At 46.5% G+C, this 25,192-nt stretch carries 18 protein-coding genes; 11 read left to right on the top strand and 7 right to left on the bottom strand.

Translation table 11 applies throughout. The annotated features are described in order from the left end of the window. Positions 1–286: 286 nt before the first annotated feature. From C3V43_RS00145 to C3V43_RS00130, 4 genes are all read right to left on the bottom strand, one after another. A complete protein-coding gene (locus tag C3V43_RS00145) occupies positions 287–1,975 on the bottom strand; it encodes a tetratricopeptide repeat protein (RefSeq protein ID WP_106068083.1) in 1,689 nt (562 codons plus the stop codon). 33 nt (positions 1,976–2,008) lie between these two features. Further along, positions 2,009–2,374 (bottom strand): dihydroneopterin aldolase, encoded by a 366-nt coding sequence (gene folB, locus C3V43_RS00140; protein WP_106070371.1) that lies wholly within the window; start codon positions 2,372–2,374, stop codon positions 2,009–2,011. 136 nt (positions 2,375–2,510) lie between these two features. Next, positions 2,511–5,207, bottom strand: a complete 2,697-nt coding sequence (locus C3V43_RS00135) for a 4-alpha-glucanotransferase (RefSeq protein WP_106068082.1) — start codon at positions 5,205–5,207, stop codon at positions 2,511–2,513. A 184-nt stretch (positions 5,208–5,391) separates the two neighbouring features. Next, positions 5,392–7,929 (bottom strand): adenosylcobalamin-dependent ribonucleoside-diphosphate reductase, encoded by a 2,538-nt coding sequence (locus tag C3V43_RS00130; protein WP_106068081.1) that lies wholly within the window; start codon positions 7,927–7,929, stop codon positions 5,392–5,394. A gap of 346 nt (positions 7,930–8,275) precedes the next feature. On the opposite strand from C3V43_RS00130, the gene C3V43_RS00120 reads away from it, so the two are divergent. Continuing rightward, positions 8,276–9,010 (top strand): NADPH-dependent oxidoreductase, encoded by a 735-nt coding sequence (locus C3V43_RS00120; RefSeq protein WP_106068079.1) that lies wholly within the window; start codon positions 8,276–8,278, stop codon positions 9,008–9,010. 46 nt (positions 9,011–9,056) lie between these two features. On the opposite strand, the gene dnaA is transcribed toward C3V43_RS00120, so the two are convergent. The 3 genes from dnaA to C3V43_RS00105 form a co-directional block, all read right to left on the bottom strand. Further along, positions 9,057–10,445, bottom strand: coding sequence for a chromosomal replication initiator protein DnaA (gene dnaA, locus C3V43_RS00115; RefSeq protein WP_106068078.1), 1,389 nt, complete (start codon positions 10,443–10,445; stop codon positions 9,057–9,059). 352 nt (positions 10,446–10,797) lie between these two features. Then, the gene (locus C3V43_RS00110) at positions 10,798–11,691 is read right to left on the bottom strand and encodes an MlaD family protein (RefSeq protein WP_106068077.1); all 894 of its coding nucleotides are present in this window, start codon (positions 11,689–11,691) and stop codon (positions 10,798–10,800) included. A 13-nt stretch (positions 11,692–11,704) separates the two neighbouring features. Next, a complete protein-coding gene (locus C3V43_RS00105) occupies positions 11,705–12,955 on the bottom strand; it encodes an N-acetylmuramoyl-L-alanine amidase family protein (protein WP_106068076.1) in 1,251 nt (416 codons plus the stop codon). 590 nt (positions 12,956–13,545) lie between these two features. On the opposite strand from C3V43_RS00105, the gene lysS reads away from it, so the two are divergent. From lysS to C3V43_RS14720, 10 genes are all read left to right on the top strand, one after another. Beyond that, positions 13,546–15,276 carry a lysine--tRNA ligase gene (gene lysS, locus C3V43_RS00100; RefSeq protein ID WP_106068075.1) on the top strand — a complete coding sequence of 577 codons (1,731 nt, stop codon included), beginning with the start codon at positions 13,546–13,548 and terminating at the stop codon, positions 15,274–15,276. 83 nt (positions 15,277–15,359) lie between these two features. Further along, complete coding sequence (locus tag C3V43_RS00095) at positions 15,360–16,355, top strand: NAD(P)H-dependent glycerol-3-phosphate dehydrogenase (RefSeq protein ID WP_106068074.1); 996 nt, start codon at positions 15,360–15,362, stop codon at positions 16,353–16,355. Positions 16,356–16,415: 60 nt separating this feature from the next. Further along, complete coding sequence (locus C3V43_RS00090) at positions 16,416–17,753, top strand: glucose-6-phosphate isomerase (protein WP_106068073.1); 1,338 nt, start codon at positions 16,416–16,418, stop codon at positions 17,751–17,753. A 122-nt stretch (positions 17,754–17,875) separates the two neighbouring features. Next, the gene (locus C3V43_RS00085) at positions 17,876–19,081 is read left to right on the top strand and encodes a helix-turn-helix domain-containing protein (protein WP_106068072.1); all 1,206 of its coding nucleotides are present in this window, start codon (positions 17,876–17,878) and stop codon (positions 19,079–19,081) included. A 494-nt stretch (positions 19,082–19,575) separates the two neighbouring features. Then, positions 19,576–20,847, top strand: a complete 1,272-nt coding sequence (locus C3V43_RS00080) for a hypothetical protein (RefSeq protein WP_129588715.1) — start codon at positions 19,576–19,578, stop codon at positions 20,845–20,847. Between the two features lie 56 nt (positions 20,848–20,903). Then, on the top strand, positions 20,904–21,431 hold the full coding sequence (locus C3V43_RS00075; protein ID WP_106068070.1) for a hypothetical protein: 528 nt from the start codon (positions 20,904–20,906) through the stop codon (positions 21,429–21,431). 48 nt (positions 21,432–21,479) lie between these two features. Beyond that, positions 21,480–22,325, top strand: a complete 846-nt coding sequence (locus tag C3V43_RS00070; RefSeq protein WP_106068069.1) for a Cbp1 family collagen-binding glycoprotein adhesin — start codon at positions 21,480–21,482, stop codon at positions 22,323–22,325. A gap of 28 nt (positions 22,326–22,353) precedes the next feature. Next, the gene (locus C3V43_RS00065; protein ID WP_129588714.1) at positions 22,354–23,046 is read left to right on the top strand and encodes a porin family protein; all 693 of its coding nucleotides are present in this window, start codon (positions 22,354–22,356) and stop codon (positions 23,044–23,046) included. Between the two features lie 144 nt (positions 23,047–23,190). After that, entirely contained in the window at positions 23,191–24,555 is a 1,365-nt protein-coding gene (locus tag C3V43_RS00060; protein ID WP_106068067.1) for a hypothetical protein, read from the top strand. Positions 24,556–24,878: 323 nt separating this feature from the next. Further along, positions 24,879–25,046, top strand: coding sequence for a hypothetical protein (locus tag C3V43_RS14720; protein WP_164996195.1), 168 nt, complete (start codon positions 24,879–24,881; stop codon positions 25,044–25,046). Positions 25,047–25,192 lie beyond the last annotated feature (146 nt).

Here is a 25,192-nt window from a genome sequence, read left to right as displayed (position 1 = left end):
GGTATAATTGATGGGAGAACGAGTGACAGCACGTACTTCCTCCAAATGTTTTTTAACATGTGGCTTTCGTTTTTGCAGGTTTACTACCGCATTCATCGGTGCCACAATCAGTAGCGCTAAAAGAAAGATGAATATCTTTGCCTTCATTTCTGTTTTTATTAATTGGTTTCGGAGGCAAAATTAAAAGAAGGAATTGGGATAACAGCCAAAATAAAATCACACTTCAAAATCGCAACATGCTGATTTACAAAAGAATCACTTTCTCAATAATCACAATATCGTGTTTTCAGTTCTGCATTTTCTCTTTTATGCGATATTTTCTTTGAGCCAGCGCATGTGTATCTATATTCCCAAAGCAGAGGGATATGGCTTGGGAGGAAAATCCCATTTTATCCAAGCACAGATACAACAAGTCTTCTTTGGTCAACTTGCCATACCGGCTCTTTTGCTCCGCTATATAGTCGGCATAAATATCGAAGATGGTTTCCGTCAGTTTTTCCAGCTCATCGCCCGATAAAACGCTCAGTTCTTTCTTATCCGAGACTTTTTGTTCAGAGAGCTTCATTATCTTCTTATATATAGCGCTTTGCTTGAACAGCCAGTTGCGCAAGTTTATTTTCTCGCCTTGTAGCTTTGTGATGCGCGCTTCGCGCTCTTCTATCTCTTTTTGGTTCTGTTCCTTTTCCTGCATCAAGCCACTTTGTTCACGCTGCAACAGCGTAATGATGTGCTGACTCTCTTCGATAGAGTTTTGCAGAATGGAAAGTTCCTTCCGGGTTTGTGCCAACCTTTCCCCATAAACACGCTGCATCCTTTTCCTTTTATTGATGCGTGCGCGAAAAAAGAGTATGATAAGCAAGCAAACAAGAACAAAGCCTGTGATCATATTCCTCAATAGATTCCCGCTTCTTTCTTTTTCGGCATGTATCTTGGTTTGTATGTCATATTTATGAATAAGCTTTTGTATTTCAGTGGAACGGTCTGAGGCATATAAAGAGTCTATCAACGAGACATGCTCTTGCAGATAGGCTATGGCAGTCTTATAGTCTCCCTGCCCTTCTTCGATGTTGGATAAGTCTAATAATGCAGCGGCTCTTCTTCTGATATTTGTACTTTCTTCCAAACTCTTATTGATGTAGTATATGGCAGAATCCGTTCTTTCTTTATCCCAAAAGACTCTTCCTATATGAGCGTAATAATGACTCTGCATTTTACCGCCAAAATACCACTGTAAAGCTATCTGTGCATAATGCAATGCAGTATCCGGTAAATCTCTCCAATAATAATCTACGCTTAGGTTGTGTGCCGACATGGCAATGATGGTGGAATCTTTCGCCATTCGGGCATATTTCAAGGCTTTATGCTTAAGCACAAGTGAAGAATCGTCTTTCTCTATGGCAGAATAGTAAGAAGCAAGGCTGTTCAGCGCTATCGCTTTATCTTTGTATGCCGTACAATATTTATATAGATCCCGATAGGCACGACCGGCTCTTTCATAGAGATTCGCATTATAGTATTCATTGCCCAACGAACTAAGCAGATGCCTATGGGTTTCTGCTTCTTCGGGAAATTTGGCAATGACTTTCAGCCCTTTCAGGAAGAAGTCGACGGCTCTTTCACTTTGATCCATCTCTACTTCCAACCTTCCTTTGTAGAGCAAAGCAAGTGCGCATTCCTTTTCATCGTTGTCATAATAGTCCAAAGCAATGTCCAACAGCGAGTCACAAGGAAAAAGCGGCTTCTCGCATTTGTCTGTGGCTTGCGCCAGCAACAACGCATAACGCGCACTCTCGCTCCGGGATAGTTCTTGCGATGCAGGCAGTACTTGCAACAGTCGCAGCGCACTGTCGGGTTGTATATTCAATAGTGAGTCGGCCTGTGTGAAGAGTTTTTCCACTTGTTGCCTATCGGACGAGCAGGCGCAGCAAACAAACAAGCACAAAAGCAGCACCGAGTATATTCTGTTTATCATCATCTGTGTATGCGTATAAGATGTAAGGTATAAAAGTTATAGAGAGCGTTGAAGGGTCAGTTCTATACCTGCCGCTTCAATATCCGCCCCCATGGGAGGATTGCGCTTGGCAAGTTTCAAGTGGATTTCTTCTATCAACGGGAAGTTGCGAAACAAGCGGTCGGTAATTCGTCCGCAGACGTGCTCTAACAGCCGGGAAGGTACTGCCATTTCCGCTTTCACGGCTTCGTACACATCGGCGTAGCTGACGGTATCGGCCACATCGTCCGTGTGCATGGCCTGCGTAATGTCTACTTTCAGCCGTAAGTTTACGATGAACTCATTGCCCGAAAGTGTTTCTTGTTCGCCTACTCCGTGATGGGCAAAGAAAAGGAGATTGTCGAGAAAAATATAACCGGACATACGAAGATAGTTGCTTTGCCACAAACTTACGGATATTTCACGGGATAGACAAATATTTACTGTTTGAATATAGCGAGGCACGGAAACACAGGGCTTCTCCCCCTCTGCGTTTCCGTGCCTTCGTATCTCTTCACATTCAAAATCTGCCCGTCTGCCCAATCAGCCCTCTGATCTTTTCATTGAGGCTTTCGGCTTTCATCAGTTGTTCCAACGTCAGATGCATACGCCAGCGCCAGTAGTGCCGCGGATTGGCAGGCACGTTGATTCGCTCTTCGCCCGCATTGGGATTGCGCCACTTTCCGTCCATCGACATCCAGTCTTGCAGGGAGAGAATGCAGAGAATGGAGTTGCTTTCGAGGTGCTTGCGTATCACTTCCTCGCAAAGCTCCGGCGTAGCCACAGAGGGCGCACTGCCATAATGTCCGAGCATGGAGTTGTAGTATCGCTGCGTCTGCTGGAAATCTTCCTCCCACCAACCGCGCAGGGTTGACATGTCGTGTGTGGAGACCGTGCACACCGAACGGTAAGGATACCAATCGGGGTGTCCGAATTCCTGCGTCGGGTCTTTCGGCATGCGCTGTATCTCTAAAGAGAGAATACGCAATTCATTCATTACCCATGCCACACAGTCGGGAATCATGCCCAAATCTTCACCGCATACCAGCATGCGGGTAGATTGTGTCAGCTGCGGCAGTTTCTTCATGGCCTGTTGTCCCCAGAAGTCATTGTGACGATGGTAGTAATATTGGTCGTACAAACGATTAAAGGCCTCTTTCTCCCAATCGTTCAGTGCACGATAGACGTAATCGTGCTGCACAGCGATACGGGGATGGTATTTATACGGGTCTGTACGGTCGGGCACAAACAATACATTGCTGATAAGGGCGTATAGACCATCGCGAATCCAAATACTGTCAGCATCCGTTTTCCCGACAAAGTAAGCTTCTACTTTACGCTGGGTATCGAACTCAGGACGCATCCGATAGATTTCCCAAACATCCGTCGGTTCAATAAATGTCTGTTTCACATAATCGGCATGGGGGCCGAACATTTGTTCAAGAAAGTACTCGTGGATATAGGGTTTCAAGAAGAGGTCTTCGCGGAAGGCCAATCCGTAACTTTCTATCTCCTCGCGCGTCATGCCCAAGGCAGGAACAAACTGCCCCAACAAGCCGTGCACGGCATGCATCGGTATCTCCCAGATACGGAAGAAACCAAGGATATGGTCTATGCGATAAGCATCGAAGTATTCCGCCATTTTACTGAAGCGTTTCATCCACCATGCATAACCGTCTTTCTCCATTACATCCCAATTATAGGTAGGGAATCCCCAGTTCTGTCCGTTCACCGAGAAATCATCGGGCGGCGCACCGGCTTGACCGTTCAGGTTGAAGTAATGAGGCTCTTTCCATGCCTCCACACTGTTGCGGCTGATGCCGATGGGAATATCGCCTTTCAGCACCACCCCATTGGCACGCGCATGTTCGGTGGCAGCAAGCAATTGCAGGTGCAAATTAAACTGTATATAATAATAGATAGCGATGTGCGGATAGTCGGCAGCTTCAGGCCGGCACAATGTCTCTATCTCTGCAGCATCATAAGTGCTATAACGAGGCCACTCACGGAAGTTAGGAGTCTTGTAAGCATCGCGCAGATAACTGAAAACAGCATACGGACGAAGCCATTCCTTATTAGCCTCATAAAAGTTGCGGAAGGTATCCGAAGCCAATACTTTTTCTCCCTCCTGCTTGAATATGAGACGGAAATAGTCCCATTTCGTTTTATTGACCGCCTCGTAGTCTACAGTGGGCAGGGCATTCAACTCTTTCCGGCGTTTTTCGAATTCGGCCATCTGCTCTTTATCTTTCAACTTTCCCAGTTGTTTCAAGTCGGCGTACATGGGATGGAAAGCATAGATAGAGATGCTGTTATAAGGATAAGAGTCTGTCCAAGTATGCGTCATGGTGGTGTCGTTGATGGGCAAAATCTGTACAGCCTTCTGGTGAGTGGCTACCGCCCAATCAATCATACGCTTCAAATCACCGAAGTCGCCTACACCAAAGCTCTTTTCCGAACGAAGGGAGAATACGGGCACGGCCACCCCCGAACCTTTCCAGGCAGGAAGATTGAAATACACGTAACGATCGCCGATAACCAATGTTTCATTGGCTTCCATCTGCGGATTAGCCACATAGCGATTAGGATTATCCTCCCAAGCCACTACACGACCTTCTTTCTTATTGTATAAAACGAACTTATATTCCAGAGGGAAACTTATCTTGCCGGCATCCAACTCGATTTGCCATTCGGGAAAGTCAATGTCACTCATAAGAACCGCCTTGTCAGGATTCCAATCACCCAATGTTTTTTGGTTTCCACAAAGTGCCAGACAGTGGTCACTATCTATGCAAGGAGCATAGGCCTTTATCAACAAGCCTTTCTTATAAGAACGAGGAGCAGCACTGCGGTCATGGTGCGCCAATAAAGATTCGGTGAATGCGGAGGTGTAAAAATACTGTTGCTCCGGCAAGTTCTTCCAATTCTCTTCTATACGGTACGTCTTCTTCGGATTGTCTGCCACATGCAGGATACGTGGCAGGCTATTCCATTCGGAACGTACCGGCTTACCATCCTTGCAGATATGGTAGCTGTACCTGATTGTTTTATCTTCCGGAACCCGGATGTCGAGTTCCGCCGTCCAATGGATACCGTCTACTGTATGCAGAGAGAATGCCTCATCAAACCGATTGCCACCTAATTCCGGAATAGAACCCAGAACTCTGACTTCTTCGCCCCAGTTGGTACGATACTCAATATTAAATGATAGTGTCATATTATATTAGATTTAGAAATAGCAGTAGCTGCAATGATTATGCAAGTATAGGGAATATTACTCATAATCATGCAGCTACTGCGACCTAAGCCTCTCAAAATCCTATGCAAACGTTTGTGTTCCGGTACCGATGAACGGTCGGTAAGAAAAACCGGCACAAAAACACCTCAACACATTCAAACCATCATCCGCAACGGGAAGCACCGCACGTCTTACAGATGAGACAACCTTCCTGATAAACCAATGTTTCGTTGCCACAGTTCGGACACTTCTTGCCCTTGGCTTCCGTTCCATCCTGAATGTATTTCTTCAAGGCACGCTCCACACCGTTCTTCCATGTATTGATGTTTTCGCTATCCAGTTGCAACGAGCCTACCAGCTTGATAACCTGCTCGATGGGCATGCGATAACGCAACACTCCGGAAATCAGCTTGGCATAGTTCCAATATTCTTTGTTGAACTTCTCGGACAATCCTTCGATGGTCACTTTATATCCGCGCTTGTTTTCAAACTGGAAGTCGTAGCGCTTGTTTCCGTTCTCATCCACATTCTTGATGATATGCCCGGAGACTACATTCTTCGGCAGAATGATGCCTTCATCGTCATCCAGCACACCGGTAAATATTTCGTAAGGATGATTGTCCAGTAATCCGACAAACGCCACCCACTTTTCTTTATTGTTCTGAAAACGTACAACATCAGCATCCAATATTCTGGGACGCGTTTCAACAACCGTAGGCGGCTTGCATGGAGGCAGATCGGCTTTCTTATCCTTTTTGGTAGAGATGAGCACACCCGAACGCGAGCCGTCACGATAAACCGTACAGCCCTTGCAACCGGATTTCCATGCTTCTACATACAATCTGTTCACTAATTCCTCATCCACATCGTTAGGCAAATTGATGGTCACACTGATGGAGTGATCCACCCATTTCTGGATACGTCCCTGCATCTTTACCTTCATCAGCCAGTCCACATCGTTGGAAGTTGCTTTATAGTAAGGAGATTTCTCCACCAAAGCGTCAACCTCCTCCTGCGTATAACGCCGGGCCGGGTTGTAACCTTGTGCCTCCATCCAAGTTACGAATTTCGGGTGGAAAACGATATACTCTTCAAAAGCGTCACCGGTTTCATCGATAAAATCCACATGTACATTCGTGTCGTTCGGGTTCACCTTGCGACGGCGTTTATATACAGGCAAGAACACGGGTTCAATGCCCGAAGTAGTCTGTGTCATCAAACTGGTCGTCCCGGTCGGAGCAATGGTAAGGCAAGCGATGTTACGACGCCCGTATTTCTTCATCTCCTCGTAAATCTCAGGATCGGCCTCACGCAGACGGTTGATGAACGGGTTGTTTTTCTCACGCTCCGTATCATAAATATCAAAGGCACCTCTTTCCTTTGCCATCCGAACAGACGAACGGTAAGCGCTAAGCGCCACGGTCTTGTGCACTTTCTCAGAGAACTCAGTAGCCTCCTCTGTGCCATAGCGCAAGCCCAAGGCCGCAAGCATGTCACCCTCGGCAGTGATGCCTACACCCGTACGACGTCCTTGACCACTCTTCTTGTATATTTTCTGCCAAAGCGTACGTTCGGTTTGCTTCACGTCATTTCCTTCGGGATCGCCATCTATCTTCTGCATGATGCGCTCAATCTTTTCCAGCTCAAGGTCGATAATGTCGTCCATAATGCGCTGAGCCAGCTCTACATGTTTCTTGAAGAGTTCAAAGTCAAAATAAGCATCGGGCTTGAACGGATTGACCACATAAGAATAAAGGTTGGTGGCAAGCAGCCGGCACGAGTCATACGGACATAACGGGATTTCACCGCAAGGATTGGTAGACACTGTACGATAGCCCAAATCGGCATAACAATCAGGAACCGACTCTCTCAGAATAGTATCCCAAAAGAGCACGCCCGGCTCTGCGGATTTCCATGCGTTATGCACGATCTTCTTCCACAAGGCAGACGCATCGATATTTTTCTTCACTATCGGTTCGGTAGCATCGATCGGATATTGCTGGATATACGGTTGGTTGTCAACAGCAGCTTGCATGAAGTCGTCGGTCAGCTTCACCGACACATTGGCGCCGGTCACCTTGCCTTCGGTCATTTTGGCATCGATAAATGCTTCCGAGTCGGGGTGCTTGATGGATACACTCAGCATCAAAGCACCGCGCCGGCCATCCTGTGCCACTTCGCGCGTTGAGTTGGAATAGCGTTCCATAAAAGGAACCAGACCGGTAGACGTCAATGCCGAGTTCTTCACCGGAGAGCCTTTCGGACGGATGTGCGACAAATCGTGCCCTACACCGCCGCGACGTTTCATCAACTGAACCTGCTCTTCGTCGATTTTGAAGATAGCTCCATAGGAGTCGGCCTCACCGTCCACACCGATAACAAAACAGTTGGAGAGGGAGGCAACCTGATAGTTGTTGCCGATTCCTGTCATCGGACTTCCTTGAGGGACAATGTATTTAAAACGGTCGAGCAAATTAAAAAGTTCCTCCGAACTCAGTGGATTGGGATACTTCGCTTCTATGCGAGCCACTTCATTGGCTATTCTCCAATGCATGTCTTCCGGAGACTTTTCGTAAATATTTCCGAAAGAATCTTTGACTGCGTATTTGTTTACCCAAACTCTGGCAGCCAACTCGTCGCCTTGAAAGTATCGTAACGATTCTTTGTAGGCTTCGTCATAAGAATAAATTTTCTTTTCCACGATGCTGTTTCTCTAAGATTTAGTTGTAAATAAGTAAATTTGTAGAAGTCGTACTTATCGTTAACAAATGTGTTTGCAAATCTATAAATGTTTTTCCATCTTACAAAATAAAAACATCACTTTTTATATCAAGAATGAAAGTTTTCCAAAACAAACAGATAAAACACTTACCAACAACATATTAGCAAAAACAAAACAGGGCAAAAGTTTTCCCAAAAGGAAAACCCGGAACACCTCTCAAAACACAAAGCTCATCAATTTCATATAAGAGAGGGCAAATATTTTAGAAGCACCAATACATTTTATCCTCCGTTTACATTATCTTTGCAGAAAAAGAGAGAAGAGAATGGAAAACATGAAACAACGGAGAACAATCCGAAAATACCAACAGAAAGATATTTCTGCTGATTTGTTAAATGATTTGCTCGAAACCTCTTTCCGGGCTTCTACGGTCGGAAACATGCAGGTTTACAGTGTGATTGTAACGCACGATGCAGAGCGTAAAGCAAAGCTGGCTCCCGCCCATTTTAATCAACCCATGGTACAAACGGCACCGGTGGTGCTTACATTCTGCATTGATTTACGCCGTTTCAGCAAGTGGTGCCGGCAGCGCAATGCCGAACCGGGATATGACAACTTCGAATGGTTTGTGACAGGAGCTATCGATACACTGTTAGTGGCACAAACATTTTGTGTGGCTGCCGAAGAGAAAGGGCTGGGCATCTGCTATTTGGGCACTACAACCTATAATCCTCAGATGATTGTCGAAGCATTGGAACTACCCGAACTGGTCTTTCCGATTACCACCATCACAGTGGGATGGCCTGCCGAATTGCCGGCACAAGCAGACCGCCTGCCTTTGGAAGCAATCGTGCACGAAGAGGTCTATCATGACTATACTGCCGAAGACATCAACCGGTTGTATGCTCATAAAGAATCGCTTCCCGAAAATCGGCAGTTTGTGCAGGAGAACAACAAGGAAACGCTGGCTCAAGTCTTTACCGATGTACGTTATACAAAGAGAGACAACGAAGCCATATCGAAAATTTTATGGGAGACAATGAAAAAGCAGGGTTTTTGAAGCCCTGCTTACTTTTTTCTTTATTTATCCGAAATCTCTTTCACTTTCAATTCCGCTTCTTCAACGCCGACTGGATATCGTCTATTTCCGCCCGGAACGTTTTATCCACCTCTTTCAGTTCCTTGATGGTCTTACAAGCATGCAATACGGTCGCATGATCCTTCTGCCCGATGAGCGACCCGATTTTAGCAGTAGAAAAATCCGTATGGTTTTTAGCCAGATACATGGCCACCTGCCTTGCCTGCACCACTTCACGTTTTCTGGATTTCGTGTGAATAACTGCCGTATCTATGCCGAAATGCTTGCATACGACATTGATAATATCATCTACCGTTACGGACTTATTTTCGCTGTTCACCACCTTGCGAACAATACGTTGCGCCAGTTCCAGATCAATCTCTTTATTATAGATGGTGGAATGAGCCATGATAGAAATGACAATACCTTCCAAATCGCGCACACTGTCGCCTACGTTCTCAGCAATATAGTCAATAACCTCCTGCGGAAACTGCAAACCGTCGCGATGTATCTTATTTTTCAGAATATTCTTTCGAAGCTCTACGGTAGGCTTTTCAAGTTCCGCCACCATGCCCCATTTGAAACGCGTAATCAGGCGTTCCTCCATGCCTTGCAGCAGCACAGGCGCACGGTCGGAAGTCAGAATAAGCTGCTTGCCGTTCTGATGCAGGTGGTTGAAGATATGGAAGAAAGTGTTCTGCGTTTTGGTCACGCCGGCAAATTCCTGTATATCGTCAATGATCAAAACGTCAATGGTCTGGTAGAAGTTAATGAAATCATTGGTCGTGTTGTTGCGCACAGAGTCAGTATACTGCACCTGAAACAGATGGGCAGATACATACAATACGCGCTTTTCCGGATACAGCTCTTTTATCTTGGTACCGATGGCATTAGCCAAGTGAGTCTTTCCCACCCCTGAAGCCCCATACAAGAACAACGGATTAAAGATCGTTTTAGCCGGATTGAGCGCAACCGCTTCTGCCACACTGCGTGACAGCTTGTTGCTGTAACCCTCAATAAATGTTTCAAAGTTATACTCCGGGTTTAAGTGCGGATCCAGTTCCGGAACAGGGACTTGAGGAATCACCTTATCCACCACTGTTTTTTGAGGAATAATGGTGCGCCGGGTCGATTCATAATCCACGGTTTTCCGCGAACTCTTGTCAACCATTATATTATACATCAACCTCGTCCCTTCACCAATAATCTTATAGAGCGTCTTTCGCAATAAGTCCACATACTTATCCTCCAGATACTCATAAAAGAACTGGCTGGGCACCTGCACTACCAGCGTCTTGTCCTCATATTTCAATGGGATGATGGGAAGAAACCATGTTTTATATGCCTGCTCCGGCACATTGTCTCTTATAATTTCAAGACAACGATTCCACAGCCCGACATGATTTATTTCACTCATAACGGCTATAACTACATTTATTGATTAAGCATAACTTCTACAATTGCAAAATTGGCAATCTTATTTGAAAAAAACAAATCTGTTTTTTCTTGCGTTTTCCACAGATAATAATAAGCTGTTTACTTTCAGCAACTTATCTTTTTCTTATAAGCACGCCCTCAAAACCGGCGTATTGCATAAATGCAACATCCTGGTATACAGGAAATTAATCGAATAAATCCCGGGTATTCATTTTAGTCGGCGGATATAAGCAGAAAGCCGTTTTCCTGCTTTTCGTATAGAGTAGATGAGTTTTTTCTTATGTTTTGCTTAGCGGGCATTATTTAGACAAAATCTATATAAAGCCATTCTCTTACTTATTTTTTCTTCCGAACAAAGAGAAATGAACGTAGCGTTTCGGATGCGTTTTTAAATCTTCGAGCAAGCTTGCCGCATTGGCGGTAGTGACATTTAAATTATTGTATAGAGAAGAATCGTTCAGCAGAAGCCCGACGGTATTATCCTTTCTTGTCATCTTATCTGTAATCTTTTTTACATCCTGCAAAGTAGCATCTACTTTTTGCATGGCAGCAGCATAGTCTATTTCTTTCAGGTTGTTTGATATGAGAACAAAGTTATCCCCTATGCTATTCAGTTTACCGGTCAGTTGCGGGATGTCATTATGCATAAGCGTCCTCAGCTGCCGGCTTGTAACAGCCATATCGGCCGTCAGATGCTGCATATTGTGCAGAGTTGCAGGTATGGAGGGGTCGGCCAATATCACATTCAAAGAGGCAAGGATAGAATCCAATTTAGGCAACATCTTTTCTACTTGCGGCATCATGGAGGCTACTTTTTCCATCACGCCGTTGTTCAACAGGCCGGGAATCGTATCTCCTATTTGATATTTCTCGCGCGGATTATTGGCAAGCAGCAGTGTCATCTTCACGCCACCGAGCATCTCGGCTGCCAATTCCGCCGTACTGCCTTTGGGTATGCGCAGTTCCGGATTGACGTCTATCTCAGCAACCACTTTTCCGGGCCGTGTATAATCATAATACAAATCGCGTACAATGCCTACACGGAAACCATCTGCAAAAACCGGACTGGATTTCGTCAGTCCGTTCACATTCTGAAATTCCACATAGAAATAGCTGGAAGGCTTGAACATGTTGATGCCTTTCAGATAATTAATGCCATATACCAATATGCAGAGCGCAGCTATACCGGCTATTCCTATTCTGACTTCCCTTGTAATATACTTCATTATGTATCTTGTTTTATTTATTTCTGCTTTTCTTGAACTCGCTGATGGCTGTATTGATGTTCATTTTCTCTCCATCCTTGAAAGCTATGATAAACGCATCCTTAAATTTATCGGCAATGCCGCGCTTATTACGCAGTACTTGATTATAGTCGGACGATGCTCCATAGGTATATTTATAGATTCCGCCTTCGCGGTAAGACTCCACACCTTTCAGCCCCTTGAATCTTTTGTCGTTTCCTGCCAGAGGTCGTGAAGAGGTAAGTATCTGTATTTTAAACACAATACCACTCTGTTCTGTTTCAGCAGAAGTGTTTTTTTCCGCTTTTTTTGTAGATTCACCGGTGGAGCGGGCGACGCCGGCGGAGGCAGCAACCGTTTTTTCCGGTTCTGCCTGAACAATGTCGGCGGCAGTATCTTGTGCGGAATCAACCACCGCCTCCGTCTCTTCCGGCAAAACCGTATTGCTGCTTCCCTTCAGCCGGATTTCCTGTTCGCGCTTGTAGGTAAAGAATGCGCGAAAGATGCCGTTGGCAAGGGATGTGATGCCTTCCTCCGTATTCAGGTAACGCTCTTCCGCCGGAGTGGAGATAAAGCCGAGTTCTACCAGAATGCCGGGCATGGCACTGGCTTTCAATACGAGGAAGCCGGCTTGATGCACCCCACGGTCCACGCGCTTACAGGTGTTGCGGAACTGTTTTTGCACAAGAGCCGCCAAGTGTACGCTTTGCGACATATATTTGTCTTGCATGAACTCGAAAATGATGTACGATTCGGCGGAGTTGGGATTGAACCCCGCATAGCGTGTCTTGTAATCGCTCTCGTATAGGATAACGGAGTTTTCGCGTTTGGCAACCTCCAGATTGGCGTCCGATTTTGCCAGACCCAATGTCCAAGTGGAAGCCCCTTGAATGGTCCGGTTATTGGGCAACGCATTGGTATGTATGGAGATGAACAAGTCTGCCTTGGCATTGTTGGCTATCTCCGCCCGGCGGTCGAGCGGAATAAACACGTCTTTTTCGCGCGTGTAAATCACTTTCACGTCGGGACAGTTCTTTTTAATCAGCCTTCCCAACCTCAATGCCACATTCAGGTTGATGGTTTTCTCATTGGATATCTTACCCACGGCTCCCGGGTCGTGTCCGCCGTGGCCGGCGTCAATAACGACAACAAAATCTTTGGCTTCAACGCCTACTATACAGCAGGGAAAGACAAGCAAGCCCAAGCATATACCTATATATAATATGTAACGTCTATATAATGCCATATTAAAAAACTTTGCAAATGTAGTGGAATTTTATAGAAAACTCATCATTTACCCCTAAGTTCTGCCTATCTGAATATTTTTTCAATAATCCGGAGTTATTTTCAATCGAATGATTAGTCTCTTTTTTTTACCACAGAACAACAAGATTTCCTGACTTTTCATTTCCCCCTCTCACCCCACCCGGAAGGCATTCTGAGAGGGGGTACAATCAGTCGGCGACTGAAACCATTTCAGTCCCTGAGTGAAACCGTTTCAGTCGCCGACTGATTCCCATTCACTCAAGGACTGAAATGAAATGGCTTCGGGAGATAAACTTTTTTTCATCCTATTTGTAACATAAAAAGAAAAACAAACGCACATTTGCCGCACTCATCATAAGCAATCCCGGCAATTCCTGTTTTCAGAAACCTTGTCGAATTTGTTCCGGCCACCGAATCCCCTGCCCCATGATTCTTGCGAAGCTCATGCCGCACGCACAGTTTTCCGGCCCTCGGGCATCTTCTCTGCTCATAAGCATTATTTGGAAAAAGGTTCGCATATCTGAAAAATGTTTCTTACTTTTGTACCCGAATTGAGTGAAATATAGCGAAATGAACGTATTAGAACTAAGTGAACAGGAAATCATTCGTCGCAACAGCATGAATGAACTTCGCGCGATGGGTATCGAGCCTTATCCCGCGGCAGAGTATGTAACCAATGCTTTCTCCACCGATATTAAAGACGAATTCAAAGACGACGCCGAACCCCGGCAGGTATCCGTGGCCGGACGTATGATGAGCCGCCGCGTGATGGGCAAGGCCTCGTTCATCGAATTGCAGGACTCGAAAGGACGTATACAGGTGTACATCACCCGCGATGACATCTGCCCGGACGAAGACAAGGAGATGTACAACACCGTGTTCAAACGCTTGCTCGATTTGGGCGACTTCATCGGCATCGAGGGTTTTGTATTCCGCACCCAGATGGGCGAAATCAGCATCCATGCCCGGAAGCTGACCGTACTCTCCAAAAGCATCAAGCCGTTGCCCATCGTCAAATACAAGGACGGCGTGGCATACGACTCTTTCGACGACCCCGAACTGCGCTACCGCCAACGGTATGTAGACCTCATCGTGAACGACGGCGTAAAAGAGACTTTCCTGAAGCGCGCCGCCATCATCAAGACCATGCGTGCCGTATTGGACGAAGCCGGATACACCGAAGTGGAAACGCCGATTCTGCAATCCATCCCCGGCGGAGCCAGCGCACGCCCTTTCATCACACACCACAACTCGCTGGACATCGACCTTTATCTGCGCATCGCCACCGAACTGTACCTGAAGCGTCTCATCGTGGGCGGATTCGAAGGAGTGTACGAAATCGGGAAGAACTTCCGCAACGAAGGCATGGACAAAAACCATAATCCGGAGTTCACCTGCATGGAGCTGTACGTACAATATAAAGACTACAACTGGATGATGAGCTTCACCGAGAAACTGTTGGAACGCATCTGCATCGCCGTAAACGGAAGTACGGAGACCGAGATAGACGGCAAGACCATCAGCTTCAAAGCTCCTTACCGCCGTCTGCCCATTCTGGAAGCCATCAAGGAAAAGACGGGCCACGACCTCGAAGGAAAGAGCGAAGACGAAATCCGGGCGGTGTGCAAGGAACTGAAAATGGAGATTGACGACACCATGGGCAAGGGCAAGCTGATCGACGAAATCTTCGGCGAATTCTGCGAAGGCAGCTTCATACAACCTACCTTCATCACCGACTATCCCGTAGAGATGAGTCCGCTCACCAAGATGCACCGCAGCAAGCCGGGGCTGACCGAGCGTTTCGAGCTGATGGTAAACGGCAAGGAGTTGGCCAACGCATACAGCGAGCTGAACGACCCCATCGATCAGGAAGAACGCTTCAAAGACCAGTTGCAACTGAGCGAAAAGGGAGACGACGAAGCCATGTTCATCGATCAGGACTTCCTCAAAGCCCTGCAATACGGCATGCCTCCCACATCGGGCATCGGCATCGGCATCGACCGTCTGACCATGCTGATGACCGGAAAGGCATTCATTCAGGAAGTGCTCTTCTTCCCGCAGATGCGTCCCGAAAAGACAACGCCGAAAGACGCTGCCGCCAAATTCACGGCTCTGGGCATTCCTGAAGCGTGGGTGGCCGTCATCCAAAAAGCCGGATACAACTTGGTAAGCGACATGAAAGACGTGAACCCGCAAAAGCTCCACATGGACATTTGCGGCATCAACAAGAAGTATAAACTGGAACTGGCAAACCCGACGGTAAACGACGTTACCGACTGGAAAAATGCGATTAAAGATTAAAAAATTAATAATGAAAAGTGAGAAAGGGAAGGCATCCGACCTCCTTTCCGCTTTTCATTTTTCTTTTTTCATTATTAATTATCATGAAACTACCCGGTAAGATAGCCATCATGGGCGGAGGAAGTTGGGCAACAGCCATTGCCAAAATGGTTCTGTCGCAAGCAGAGTCGATAAACTGGTACATGCGGCGCGACGACCGTATTGCCGACTTCAAACGGCTCGGACACAATCCGGCCTACCTGACGGGCGTCAAATTCGACATCAAGCGCATCAATTTCAGCTCCAACATCAACGACATTGTGAGAGAATCCGATACGCTCATCTTCGTCACCCCCTCTCCTTATCTGAAAGTCCACCTGAAAAAACTGAAGACCAAAATCAAGGATAAGTTCATCATGACGGCCATCAAAGGCATTGTGCCCGATGACAACATGATTGTATCCGAATATTTCACCAAAGAATACGGCGTACCGGCCGAGAACATCGCCGTGCTGGCAGGTCCTTGCCATGCCGAGGAAGTGGCTCTGGAACGCCTGTCGTATCTCACCATTGCCTGCCCCGACACCGACAAGGCGTGTGTCATTGCCCGCAAACTGGGCAGCTCGTTCATCAAGACCTCCGTCAGCAACGACGTTGCCGGCATCGAATACAGTTCGGTGCTGAAAAACGTATATGCCATTGCTGCCGGAATATGCAGCGGCCTGAAGTATGGCGACAATTTTCAGGCGGTGCTCATGTCCAACGCCGTACAGGAGATGAACAGGTTTCTGCAAACCGCGCATCCGTTGAACCGGAACGTGAACGACTCCGCCTATCTGGGCGACCTGTTAGTGACGGGCTACTCCAACTTCAGCCGCAACCGCACGTTCGGCACGATGATTGGCAAAGGATACTCCGTGAAAAGCGCACAGATAGAGATGGAAATGATTGCCGAAGGATACTATGGCACAAAATGCATCAAGGAAATCAACAAGCATTATCATGTCAACATGCCCATCGTCGATGCCGTGTACAACATTCTGTACGAACGCATCTCGCCGATGATTGAAATCAAGCTGCTCACCGACTCCTTCCGGTAAGACAACCAAGAATAACCACAATAATCGTTACAGAATACAGAACTTAAAACTTGGAACATTATGATTGATTTAAACATTGAAAAGACACTCGGATTCATTTCCAAAGAAAAAGTCTTCGCCTATGAAGCTCAAGCAAAAGCTGCACAGGAAGCTTTAGAGAAAGGTACGGGCAAAGGCAACGACTTCTTGGGCTGGTTGCATCTCCCCTCTTCCATCACCAAAGAGCATCTGGCCGACCTGAAAGCCACCGCAAAAACCTTGCGCGATAACTGCGAGGTAGTGGTCGTTGCCGGCATCGGCGGAAGCTACCTCGGTGCACGTGCGGTAATAGAAGCCCTGTCGGACAGCTTCACTTGGTTGCACGACAAGAAAACGGCGCCGGTCATCCTGTATGCAGGACACAACATCGGTGAAGATTATCTGTACGAACTTACCCAATACTTGACAGACAAGAAATTCGGCATTATCAACATCTCCAAATCAGGAACCACCACCGAAACAGCTCTGGCTTTCCGCCTCCTGAAGAAGCAATGCGAAGACCAGCGAGGCAAGGACATGGCAAAGAAAGTAATCGTAGCCATCACAGACGCCAAGAAAGGAGCAGCCCGTGTGACAGCCGACAACGAGGGTTATAAATCTTTCATCATCCCCGACAACGTAGGCGGACGCTTCTCTGTTTTGACTCCGGTAGGTCTGCTGCCCATCGCAGTGGCAGGTTTCGACATCGACAAGCTGGTGGCCGGTGCAACAGCCATGGAAAAGGCTTGCGGCAAAGATGTTCCGTTTGCCCAAAACCCTACCGCCATCTATGCCGCTACCCGCAACGAACTCTACCGGAACGGTAAAAAAATTGAAATTCTCGTAAACTTCAACCCCAAGCTGCACTACGTGAGCGAATGGTGGAAACAACTTTACGGAGAGTCCGAAGGCAAAGAAAACAAAGGCATCTTCCCTGCCGCCGTAGACTTCTCTACCGACCTGCATTCCATGGGACAATGGATTCAGGAGGGCGAACGCACCATCTACGAGACGGTGATTTCGGTAGAAAAAACAAACCATAAATTAGAAGTTCCCACCGATGCACAGAACCTCGATGGTCTGAACTTCCTCGCCGGCAAACGTGTGGACGAAGTGAACAAAATGGCGGAACTGGGAACACAGCTTGCCCACGTCGATGGCGGTGTGCCCAACATACGCATCGTCATTCCCGCTTTGAACGAAGAGAGCATCGGCGGTTTGCTCTACTTCTTCGAGAAGGCATGCGGCATCAGCGGCTACATTCTGGGAGTCAACCCGTTCGACCAACCGGGCGTAGAGGCCTACAAGAAGAATATGTTCGCCCTGCTCAACAAACCGGGGTACGAAGAGGAATCCAAAGCCATTCAGGCAAGACTGTAATCCGGGAATCCGGAATCACACAAAAAAGTTACATCATGGCTTTCGTGATGTAACTTTTTTTACGTTTTATTTTTTATTTAATACATAAACATTTATCTTTGTTTCATCAAAAAATAGAGACAATGATAAACGCCATATTCTCCACCCTCCCTTTCGGAGTGTGCCTTTTTTGGTCGGTAATCTTCTTGAAGGAATATCGTGCGGCAGACCCCGCCAAGAGATTATTGACCCGTTTCATGTTGGTCTGTGCCATGCTCTACTTCTCGCATGCAGCTTACTTCAACAAAAATGTCCAACTTTTTTCCATCGTCGAAAGCATCTACACTTTCTGTACACTGGCAGGCTATCCGCTATACTACTTATACATCCGCAAACTTACGGACGCTACACCCCTGCGCATCCGGGATTATTGGGTATTGCTCCCCGCCCTGCTTATCAGCCTGGCGGCCGCCGTGCTCTACATCATGATGGGCAATGAGCGGATTCCTTTCGTAGAAAGCTGTTTTTACAAACATGATGCATCAGAGGTCACGCATTCCGCCATCGCCCAAGCGCAATACCTCAGGCTACTCGTCATGAAGACAGTTTATGCCATCCAACTGATTCCGGTATGCTACTTCGGTTCCAAAAGACTCACCGCATTCAACAAGCAGGTCAATAACTTCTATGCCAATACCGAGGAGAAAACGCTGACTCCGATACGCTCACTGCTGATCATATTCATAATCTTCACCATTCTGTCGGCCATAGCCAACTACATCGGACGCGATTTTTTCATTCAAAGGTCATGGATGGTCATCATCCCTTCTGTGATTTTCAGCACCATGATTTTCTCTGTGGCATACGTGGGTTTCAAACAAAAATTCACCGCCATCGACTTCTGCCACGACGAACAAACGACGGCTGAAAAAGACGAATCAACAACTGTTGCCGGAAATATCATCGACAATGGCAGGAACGGCCTCACTGCCCAAGACACCAATCCGGAATATCTTCTTCTCGGAGAAACAATGTGCCGGGTCGTAGAAAGCCGACAGCTCTTCCGTCAAAAAGGATTGCTCATCACCGACGTTGCCAAACTGACAGGCAGCAACCGGACATACATCTCCAATTACCTCAACAAGGAGCTTAACACCTCTTTCTCCGATTTCATCAACAGCTACCGGGTGGAGTATGCCAAATCGCTGCTCACCTCGAAAGACCCGGAATATTCCATACTCGAAATCTTTGAGATGTCAGGTTTTACAAACGAAGTATCTTTCTACCGAATCTTTAAAAAACACACGGGTGTCACACCCAAGCAATGGAACAAACAGCATTGCAAATGATGCGGTTTCCTGACGTGCGGGCTTAGCTCTCCTAAAGCGTGGGCTTACCTTCCCTAAAGTGTGAGGGTAGCAAGCCTAAAGTGCGGGCTTAACCCAACTAAAGTGCGGGCTTAACCCAACTAAAGTGCGGGTTCAGACCTACTAAAGTGTGAGCTTGGATTTACTAATGTGTGGACTCAGACATACTCTGATATGGGAATTATTTAACAATTTTGTCCCTCCTCCCTCCGACAGCCTCAAAATATGCCCTTAAAACGAACCTTTGTACGTTTTGTTAGTCGATTTGTACGTTTTGTTAGTTCCCTCAAAGCCTATTTTAATTTTTTTTGTGTAAAAATCACAAGAACATGAGTAGCGAAGCCGAAAAGCTAAGACAGAGTAGGACAACTTAAAACTTATTAATTATGAAAACAGAGAACTGCAAATTGTACAAAAAAAGAAGAAAAGGTGTGCAGAAGTACCGGTCTCTTTTGCATTCGGTCAAAAGGAGATACATGCTAACCTCCTTATTGGGAATACTCTCTTTTACTCTGCTTCATTTTATGGCCTGCGAAAAGAGCGACTCTGAAGATTTGAGTACATACGAAGGAAATGTGAAAGCATTCGACACTCAAATTGTGGATATGAACAGAAGTCTTGAAGACTATATCGTCAAGACTCAAGCCTTTGAATCGGCCAACTTCCAAAAGCTTGCCGTAGCAGAGGCAAGCAAAATAGTGGAAGAATATATTAAAGCAGGCGAACAGCTTGTAGCGGCTCTGGAAAGACAGAACGAACTGCAAAGCCATTGGGAAGCATTCACCAAATCGCATACAGTGGAGACAAGAGCCGAATTCAGTTGCAGCGTATACGACTTCATTCCGGGCACAGACAACGGTCTCAGCGTGGGATTGGCGAAGTCTGTGGGAGATGTGATTAAAGAAACAAAGGAAGAGGTCAAGAAGATAGAGAAAAAATATGAGGAAAAGAAAAAAGTAGATGAAGTAGATGCACTTGAAGAATATCACACAGGCATGAACAAGCTCCAAAAAGAGCAACTTAAAAAGGCTGCAAATATAGGAACAGGAGCAGTTATCGGAACCGGTGCTGCCTTAATCACCGGTGCTGCTCTATCGGTGGCCGCAGCCCCCGTTGTCGTCACAGTAGCCGCCACTACCGCCGTAGGGGCAGTGGTAGGAGCCGGAGTAGCGTGGATGTGTAGTTGGTGGGGAAAAAGCAAGACCAAAAGCAGCGAAGGTACATATTATATGACAACGGGAAAAACCACCGTAGGAGGACATCTGCCTACCCACATGATTCCCGAAGGTGCAACAGTATCGCTTCACGTAGATGGCGGATACGCTCCCGTAGTAATTAAAAACTTCAAATATCCCCAAGCCGGCAACGAGCGTACGCTCGACATACAATTGGTAAAGACTTCGGAGGTGAACAACAGCGATACCAAACCGGAGATTTGCAGAATGGACAAACCGTTTGCAGCCAACAGTTGCGACGACATCAAGTTCGTAAACGGAGCAGCCTCTCCGACCAATCCGTCGCCCGGACAAAGCGTAACTGTAACCGCCACACTGATGCCTGCCATAGCCGGATGCAACATACACTTCCATATCATCGGCACCGATGGCTATTCGAAGGAGGAAACCAAAGCCAGCAATTCCAACGGCCAAGCCACATTCTACATACCGGGTGGGGCAGAGGAGGTATTCGACAAAGTAACAATCACCAGTTCCAACGGAAAGCAATACATCGTGACTTATACCTTCTGATAAATTAACAGATAGAAGAATTACTGCTTTACAAACAATCATAAATAAGATTCAGTATGAAAACAGCAACAATCAAACTATTCGCCATGCTTGCAGCATTAGCCATATTCAGCGGATGCGACAAGGTAAAAGGATTGGCCGATGTGGAATTTCAATCCGAAGTGGCTATTAACATTCCCGTCAGGTTAAACAACGACACGTCGGGCGAAGACCAGTTGGAGGTAAAACTCAGCGACGCCGAGGAGCTGAAAGAGTACATGGACTACTTGGAGAAAATCAAGGTTACGAGCCTCGTTGTGAGCGTGCCCGCCTACAACGGCAACAATGCCGTGTATGACTTGGAACTGAAAGTAGACGGCAGCACCGTGTATAAAGGAAATGATGTGGACGTGCCCGAAATGAAACAGAAAGGAACAACCATCAATGTGGCCGATCAAAGCACACTCGATAGGATAGGCAATAACCTGCTGAAAAACAAGAAGATTGTTGTACGTGGCAGAGCCGAAACCAAATCCGGTGCCGTAACTGCCAGTTTCACTGTGAGGTGTACCATTAAAATGGAGATCACGGCCAATCCACTGTAAAAGAGGAAGCACGTAATAACGTCAAGAAAACAACCCAAAAATTATACAATGAGAAAATTACTGTATTTAGCCACAGCCCTCATCGCCCTGACGGGCATGGCGGCTTGTGGCGGAGCAACCGACAAATTGAGAAAGCAAGTGGACTCTTTGGAAGCCATGAACGCCCAAAACCAAAGCATCATGGAGCAGATGACCTCGTTTGTGTCTACCCTCTCCGAAGGGCTCGACACCATTGCAAAACAAGAGGGCAGGCTCTTCTTTTCAAACAAAGGGCCGGAAGGGACATTGGTAGACAAAGAACAGTTGAAGAAGAACCTCGAATCCTTTGCCAACACGCTCATGGAGCAGCGCGAGAAGATAAAAAAGATGGCCGAAATGCTGGAAGCGAAAGGTGTGGACATGAAGAAGCTGGAAACGCTTATAGACTATCTGAACCGACAGATTGAAGAGAAAGACCAAATGATAACCCAGCTGAAGAACGACTTGAGCCAGAAGAACGTGAACATCGCCCAACTGCGTGGAAAGGTAAGCTCGCTGAATCAGGACAACCAAACGCTCAACAAAAAGTTGCAAGAGCAGGAGAAGCTACTGAGCAGTGCGAAGATAGGCAAAGGCTTTGTCGTGATGGGATCGAAGAAGATCCTGAAAGAAAACGGTATCCTGAAGGGATCGAAAATAAACTATGACGACCTGCCGCACGAACTCTTCACGGAAGTAGACACACGTACCTTTGGCGGAATGGAGATTCCGGCAGGCAAGCCGAAAGTACTCTCCACCATGCCCTCGTCTTCCTACGAGATTGTACGCACAAGCAAGGATGCTTCAGAAATCCACATCTTAGACCCGGAGGCTTTCTGGAGCAACACGAAGTACCTGATTATTCAAACCAATTAGTATCAATAACTTTTAAATCCTATTTATTATGAAACGATTCAGATTCTTAATGATGGCAGCATTCGCAGTAGTTTGCGCATCAATGTCGGCACAACAAGTGATTACACTCGACCAACTGAAAGCGAAAAAGCAGAACAAGCAGACGCAATCGCAAAGCCAACAGAAAGCACAGCCGCAGAAGCAGCAGAAAAGTTACAGCTCGTCCGATTACGAGGGATTCAGCAGCTTCATCGTGCAGTACAACGCATCCAGTTGGAAAATCAGTGCCGAAGGAATGAGTGCCAGCAGCGGATTCACAGGACTCTCCGCCGGCTATCTCAAAGCCATCAACATGGGCAATACACCCTTCTACATCGAACCGGGAGTCATAGCCCAATATTTCTTTCAAGACAAGTTCAGCATGTTATCCGCCAAGATACCCGTCAGCGCCATCTATACTTTTCCGATTGCCGACAATATCAACCTCGACCCCTATGCGGGAGTCTATTTGCGGGGAAATATCATAGGAAAATTTGACAAAGTAGATGTTTTCTCAAAGGAAGAGATGAAAAAGGCGGGACAGGAGCCGTGGAAGCGTGTGCAGTTCGGCCTCCATTTCGGACTACGCGCCCGTTTCAACGACAAGTTCATAGGTGGTATCAGTTATTCGATGGATTTGAATGAAATCACCGCACATACAAAAGTGAACTCGTTCGACTTGACTTTCGGAATCATCTTCTGACATCTGCCGGATATAGAGCAAGAGAGGGTTCAAGGCAAAGAATCAGGAAACAGCCATGAACCCTCAACCGGCTTTCCGAAGAAAAGATTGTTGCTTAGAAGAAGCTATATTAAGAAACGTAGAATCATTATCATCTGTACACTTATGAAAAGGTATTTATTATTTTTCATCCTGATATGCTCGGCGTGTGTCTTCACCTCTTGCGAGAAAAACGACACGGAAGCCGATTATGAGTTTATGGATACGTCCGTAAACGGCAAGTCGTTCTATTCGGTGTACGAGGAGTTGCGCATGCGCATGATTTTTGGCCTTGCCAATCCGGATGCCTCATACAACGACCCGGATAAGATATACGAACTACTGACGGCACTTGGCAAGAGTCAGACAAAGACGCGCGGAACAATCGCCCAAGTAAAAGCAGGCTACGACTTCTACAAAGCAATGGAGTCGTCCACCGCCCTGCCGAGATACGCAGCTTTGGGAGTCATCAAAAAAGCGGGCATCAATATAAAAGACAGCAAGGTGAGGCGCGAACTGTTTGGCGCCATAGACCCTGACCATCTGCCCAAGAATTACAACGTCAAAGATTTTTGGGCGGATTTCTCTACCGGAAAGCTGGACCGCTATGCGCCGGCCATCTTCAAGGACATATACTACACCGGTGGACTTTCCGGACATGGGAGTGAACATAAGCCCTATTGCGAAGCCTTTCAAAACTATTGCGACCAATGCCACATACGCCCCATTGACTTGGCGATTACGGCTGCGCCGAAGCTTATTCAGGCCGGAGTAGGGCTCGTCATCGCCACATCCGACGACCTCATTCAATGGGGAGAAAGTGCCTATAACTTCGTCAATGACAATGGAGAACTGCTGATTTCCTTTGCCGACGGCAATCTTGACGGCGCAAAACTGTCAAAAGCATGTAATACAAACTTCAAGCTGTTGACCACAGTTCTAAAATCGACTCTTGCAGAGACTTACAATTCAGATCTGCTTGATGCCGAGAAAGACTTTCTCGACATCCTCGGCGACTGGACACAAGAACAGGTTGCGGAACTCAACAAATCGGTCAATGAACTCATTCAGGATCGCTTAGGCTCTAAATATGAACTGTTGGATTCAGATCTGGAAGATTTTGCAGAACGCATCAAGGAGATAGCTTCCTCCGGCAATGGGCCGGAACAGTATCTTATACAGATAGGTAAATGGATAAGCTATGACGAGGGCGGAGTTGCCATTCTGGTATTTAAAGCGAACCATACCGGAACGATCACAGAATACATCCTTGATGATTCTTATGAAGGAGGGTTTAAGAAAGAAAGAGAGATTCAGATAAAATGGAAACTATCAGGAGATACGCTAAGTATCACTGGCACCGATGAAGATGGGAAAACTGAGACCGTAGTCCTTAAATTTTCTATTAAAGAAGGAGCATTTCATCTGACCAACAGCGATGGAGAGACTGTAGTGTTATATCCCTATAAAAATGGGCAAGGGTTTTCCTGATAAAAGCCTGTTCCATTTGAAAATATGATTCAAATAGAAAATATAAATCATTAAAGGAGCAGAATCACGAAACCCCTGTTCTTAGTTTCAGCCGTCATTGCATGTCTTGTTCTCTTTGATTGCAAACAAGGTGAGAAAGAGTTGTTGGAATTGTCCGACACCTCTTTCTCCGGCATCAGTTGCGAAGGGGCGACGTTAGAAATAAGCGTCAGCAGTAATGTGGAATGTGCTCTGTGACCTAAGCTCCGCAGTGGTGCGCCGTCGAGGAGTTGGCACAACGATACGACTGCGAAAGGGATAAAGTCTTTACGTCACTAAACATCATGGACTATGAGATTGGTTACATACAAGAATTCACCCCCCAACAAAGAGCAAGAATACGTCATGTACTGAATTACTGTTCCTTGATTCCGGGGCCGAAAATAAGATTGGCAAGCACACACGCCACATACAACGGAGTGGCGGACTTGCCCATCCGTACAATGGAATAGTTTGGTTGTTCTTTTTTCTCGTCAGGGGGTGTTGCGAAACACCTCCATGGCGACTTTCAGAGTACAGAATCATGTGGGAATTTGCGGTATCGAACCATAAAGACCGCATATATCCGTAGATTCTGTATTTGTTATCATCAATCAAG

The sequence above is a fragment of the Prevotella heparinolytica genome (assembly GCF_002998535.1).
Lineage (GTDB): Bacteria > Bacteroidota > Bacteroidia > Bacteroidales > Bacteroidaceae > Bacteroides > Bacteroides heparinolyticus.
Note: the sequence above shows the minus strand (reverse complement) of the source record. Positions and strands in the feature narration are given on the sequence as shown.

Excerpts from the sequence above, each read along its gene's own strand:
- C3V43_RS00145 (WP_106068083.1), bottom strand. The coding sequence starts at position 1,975 with ATGATGATAAACAGAATATACTCGGTGCTGCTTTTGTGCTTGTTTGTT.
- lysS (WP_106068075.1), top strand. The coding sequence starts at position 13,546 with ATGAACGTATTAGAACTAAGTGAACAGGAAATCATTCGTCGCAACAGC.
- C3V43_RS00090 (WP_106068073.1), top strand. The coding sequence starts at position 16,416 with ATGATTGATTTAAACATTGAAAAGACACTCGGATTCATTTCCAAAGAA.
- C3V43_RS00110 (WP_106068077.1), bottom strand. The coding sequence starts at position 11,691 with ATGAAGTATATTACAAGGGAAGTCAGAATAGGAATAGCCGGTATAGCT.
- C3V43_RS14720 (WP_164996195.1), top strand. The coding sequence starts at position 24,879 with ATGGACTATGAGATTGGTTACATACAAGAATTCACCCCCCAACAAAGA.
- folB (WP_106070371.1), bottom strand. The coding sequence starts at position 2,374 with ATGTCCGGTTATATTTTTCTCGACAATCTCCTTTTCTTTGCCCATCAC.
- C3V43_RS00080 (WP_129588715.1), top strand. The coding sequence starts at position 19,576 with ATGCTAACCTCCTTATTGGGAATACTCTCTTTTACTCTGCTTCATTTT.
- C3V43_RS00075 (WP_106068070.1), top strand. The coding sequence starts at position 20,904 with ATGAAAACAGCAACAATCAAACTATTCGCCATGCTTGCAGCATTAGCC.
- C3V43_RS00070 (WP_106068069.1), top strand. The coding sequence starts at position 21,480 with ATGAGAAAATTACTGTATTTAGCCACAGCCCTCATCGCCCTGACGGGC.
- C3V43_RS00065 (WP_129588714.1), top strand. The coding sequence starts at position 22,354 with ATGAAACGATTCAGATTCTTAATGATGGCAGCATTCGCAGTAGTTTGC.
- C3V43_RS00095 (WP_106068074.1), top strand. The coding sequence starts at position 15,360 with ATGAAACTACCCGGTAAGATAGCCATCATGGGCGGAGGAAGTTGGGCA.
- C3V43_RS00085 (WP_106068072.1), top strand. The coding sequence starts at position 17,876 with ATGATAAACGCCATATTCTCCACCCTCCCTTTCGGAGTGTGCCTTTTT.
- C3V43_RS00105 (WP_106068076.1), bottom strand. The coding sequence starts at position 12,955 with ATGGCATTATATAGACGTTACATATTATATATAGGTATATGCTTGGGC.
- C3V43_RS00135 (WP_106068082.1), bottom strand. The coding sequence starts at position 5,207 with ATGACACTATCATTTAATATTGAGTATCGTACCAACTGGGGCGAAGAA.
- C3V43_RS00120 (WP_106068079.1), top strand. The coding sequence starts at position 8,276 with ATGGAAAACATGAAACAACGGAGAACAATCCGAAAATACCAACAGAAA.
- dnaA (WP_106068078.1), bottom strand. The coding sequence starts at position 10,445 with ATGAGTGAAATAAATCATGTCGGGCTGTGGAATCGTTGTCTTGAAATT.
- C3V43_RS00060 (WP_106068067.1), top strand. The coding sequence starts at position 23,191 with ATGAAAAGGTATTTATTATTTTTCATCCTGATATGCTCGGCGTGTGTC.